This window comes from Nocardioides sp. (assembly GCF_031422975.1).
Classification (GTDB): Bacteria; Actinomycetota; Actinomycetes; order Propionibacteriales; family Nocardioidaceae; genus Nocardioides.
This window is the reverse complement of record NZ_JANPEO010000039.1, coordinates 1-3,206: the sequence shown is the minus strand read 5'-3', so window position 1 is coordinate 3,206 and position 3,206 is coordinate 1. Positions and strand designations below refer to the sequence as shown.

At 68.5% G+C, this 3,206-nt stretch carries 1 protein-coding gene; it reads right to left on the bottom strand.

The features are described 5' to 3' along the window. A partial coding sequence (locus tag RMO85_RS01360; protein WP_310525976.1) for a multicopper oxidase domain-containing protein occupies positions 1-3,206 on the bottom strand: 3,206 nt, incomplete at both ends.

The following is a 3,206-nucleotide window of genomic DNA, read 5'->3' as shown; positions in this document are numbered from 1 at the left end:
CCCTGCGTGGAGGTGAGGTTCGACATCTCCAGGAACCGGTCGCGGGGCCAGGTGAGCCCGCCCAACCCGAAGACATGGGCGTTCTCGCTCCCGGGCGAGACCAGCACGTGCACGAGCATGGGGTCGCCGGCGTACGCCTTGAGCCAAGGAACCTTCCCGGGGTTCTGGAAGGCGGTCGGGCCGTCGCCGGCGGGGGCCGCCTGGTAGTTCACCAGCGACCGTCCGGCCCGGGCGTCGGTCGGATAGGGCATGAAGTCCTGCCCGATCGCGGTGTCGTCGTCAGCCACCCTCACGGTGAAGTCCCGGTAGTCCGCGGGAGTGTTGCCCGGGGCGTGGACCAGCACCTGGGCGCCGATGTCACGGGCCTCCCCGGTGATCGGGTCACTGAACTCCGTGGGCACGCCGGACACCAGCGAGGCCGGCGCGACCACGACTGCGCCGTACAAACCCTGCTTCAGTGTGGCTGCACCCGCGAGGTCAGCGATCGCAGCCGTGCCGATGCGGTCGCTCGGGACGTAATAGACGTGACGGCGGGTGGCGTTCGGCGCGATGTTCTGCTCGGGTGCGAACCCGATGTTGACTCCGCCCGAGCCGGCCTCACGGTCGAGCTTTCCCACCGAGAAGCTGACCGGTGAGGTCAGCAGGTTGGTCACGTTCACGGTCACGCACTCACCGGCCACGACATGCAGCACCAGTGGCGTCATCTCCTTGGTGCGGTTCTTGATGGCCGCGACGTCCTGGTTCGGGACGAAGGCCGTGCGAGCACCGCTGAAGGTGCCGGACCGGTCGAGAGCGCTGACGTCGAACCTGCGCGTCGGCGCACCGGACGGGCAGGGTTCGCCGGGCGAGGACGCAGCCGGTGGGGCACCGCCGGTCATCGTGGGTTGCGCGTAGGTCTCCGACGGCGTGCTGACTCCAGGCAGGGGACGGAGGTCCGGCACCCGACCGGGCAGGATCCGCACGATGCCCCAGGCGCCCTGCTGCGTGCGCAACTGGGTCCCGTTGGCGTAGAGGTAGTCACCGGGCCGCATGCGCAGCACCGGGCCGTCCCCGTTGAAGACGAGCGTGAACTTCTCACTGATCCCGGCGTGCACGGTGTCGATCAGGGTGCCCTCGGGCACGGGGTTGCCCGAGGCGTCGGGATGCGTGTAGCGCGGCTCCAGCAGCGTCCGGGCGCCCTGGAGGTGCAACGTGTCGACGGTCGGGGAGACGCTGATGGTGCGGACCACCAGCGGATCGTTCGGGTAGAGTCGGGGCAGTGGGGTGATCGGGTCGCCGTACTTCCACGAGCTGAACTGGTTGGCCTTGTCGAGACGCGCTGCCAGTGGGTTGGCTCGGAGGTTGAGCGTGGAGTAGTCGGCCTTGTCGTTGTCGTTGATCGTCCACAGTGCGAGCTCGCGGAAGCTGCCCTCGACCATGCCTGGGGACAACGTCGACGAGGTGTGGATGTCGACCAGGGTGCCCGAGTCGACCTCGTCACCGGTGACCGGGTCGTGATACGTCGAACCTGCCGGCTCGACGATGAGCTGACCGACGAGTCCGTGTCCCCAACCGTGGATGCCGTCGACGTGGTCGTGCCAGAAGACGTTGTCGAGCACGACGTCGGGATACCAGTTGTACTTGATGAACTCGGTGCCCGCGAACTCGCCCACGTCGTGGTCTGCGTCGAGGCCGCTCGCCAGCGTCACGGTGCGGGCGACGGGGTCCACCGACTGCACCTGGCGGATCTCGATGGACTCCAGACCCTCGCCCACGGCCAGCCAGGAGCGGACGGGTTGTCCGTTGGCATCGCTGCCGAGGAACTTGGACACGTCAGAGAGTCGGAGGACAGTGTCGCCCTTGCGTGCGCCGGCGAGCAGCGTGGGGTCGTTGGTCTTGTAGGGCCGGACCGAGTGCTCGTAGGCGAAGCCGGCACTGACCCCGTCCGAGCCCTGCACGTCGAACTGCACGTGGTGGATGTGCATGCTGGTCTTCGAGAACTTGTCGAAGGCTGACGCGTCCGGGATCTCGTTGGTGAGCGTGATGGAGACGCAGTCCCCCTGGTTGGACCTGATCGCCAGCGGTTCGCCCTTGGTGGGATCCGCGAGGGTCGCAGCCTTGTCGTGGGCCAGCACGAAGATCTTGCCCACCGGGTCCACGAACGCAGGGGTACGGCGGATCGGCTTGCCGATCGCGACCACGTTGAAGGTGCGCACCTTGCGTCCTTGGGGGCACAGCCCGTCGTTGCGTCGGGACCATGGATCGGTCGCGCGGGACTCTGGAGCATCGGCGCTGGCACCCAGCCACGGACTGCCGGTGTGACCGGCCGCGGTGAAGGGTGGTCGCTTCCCGATCTTGGTCCGGAGCATCGGGTAGGCGGGGCGGCCGTTCACCGGGTTGAACAGGATCGCCGGCCGGTTGCCGACCACTCGCCCGGCGTCCACGGCCAGGAGGTTGGGTTGGCCCTGCAGCACCGATGGCGAGTCCGGGAACACTGTGGGGTCGGCCGGCGCTCCGAGGTACAGGGGCGCAGCCGACGTTCCGGCGACCTTCCAGTCCCACCGGGTGGCATCCTGCGCGTTGCGGGGCACCCCCGCGGGCGGGAGCTGCGCCCGCACCCAGGCGTCGATGTTGTCCTGGGTGATCTGGGTGCCGTTGATGGTGGTGCCGAGGAGCCCGCGGGAGTCGACCGCGTCGGGCGGAGCTGCCCGGTCACCGAGCGGCACCAGGTCGGGCTGCCGCGTGTCGTAGGCACGCCACAGTCCCCACATGCCGGAGGTGTAGTGCTTGGCGATGTGGCAGTGGAACAGGAAGTCGCCGGCGGACTGCTGCACGCCACCGGCGCCGCCCTCGATCTCGAGGTTGTAGGACTCACCGGGGCCGATCGACTGGGAGTCCAGGCGCTGGGAGGGCGATTCCGTGGTCTCGGGATCCTTCTTGAGGCCCGTGTCGGCATAGTTGAACGTCGAGTCGGCCACCGGGTTGAAGCGCCACCGGTCCCCGCCACCGTGCAGGTGGTAGACGTGGAACTTCTCGGCTCCGGCGTGGACCAGGCGGATCTTGGTCGGGTCGCCCAGGTAGCCGCGCATGATCGGCGTGGCCGGCTCGCCGAAGGTGAAGGAGCTGTAGGCGTGCGCCTTCTCCTTCGGGAACGCCAGCAGCCTGTTGCGGAACGGCTCGGAACGGTAGTTGAGCGCGAAGGAGCCGGGCCGGTAGCTGCCCGTGAT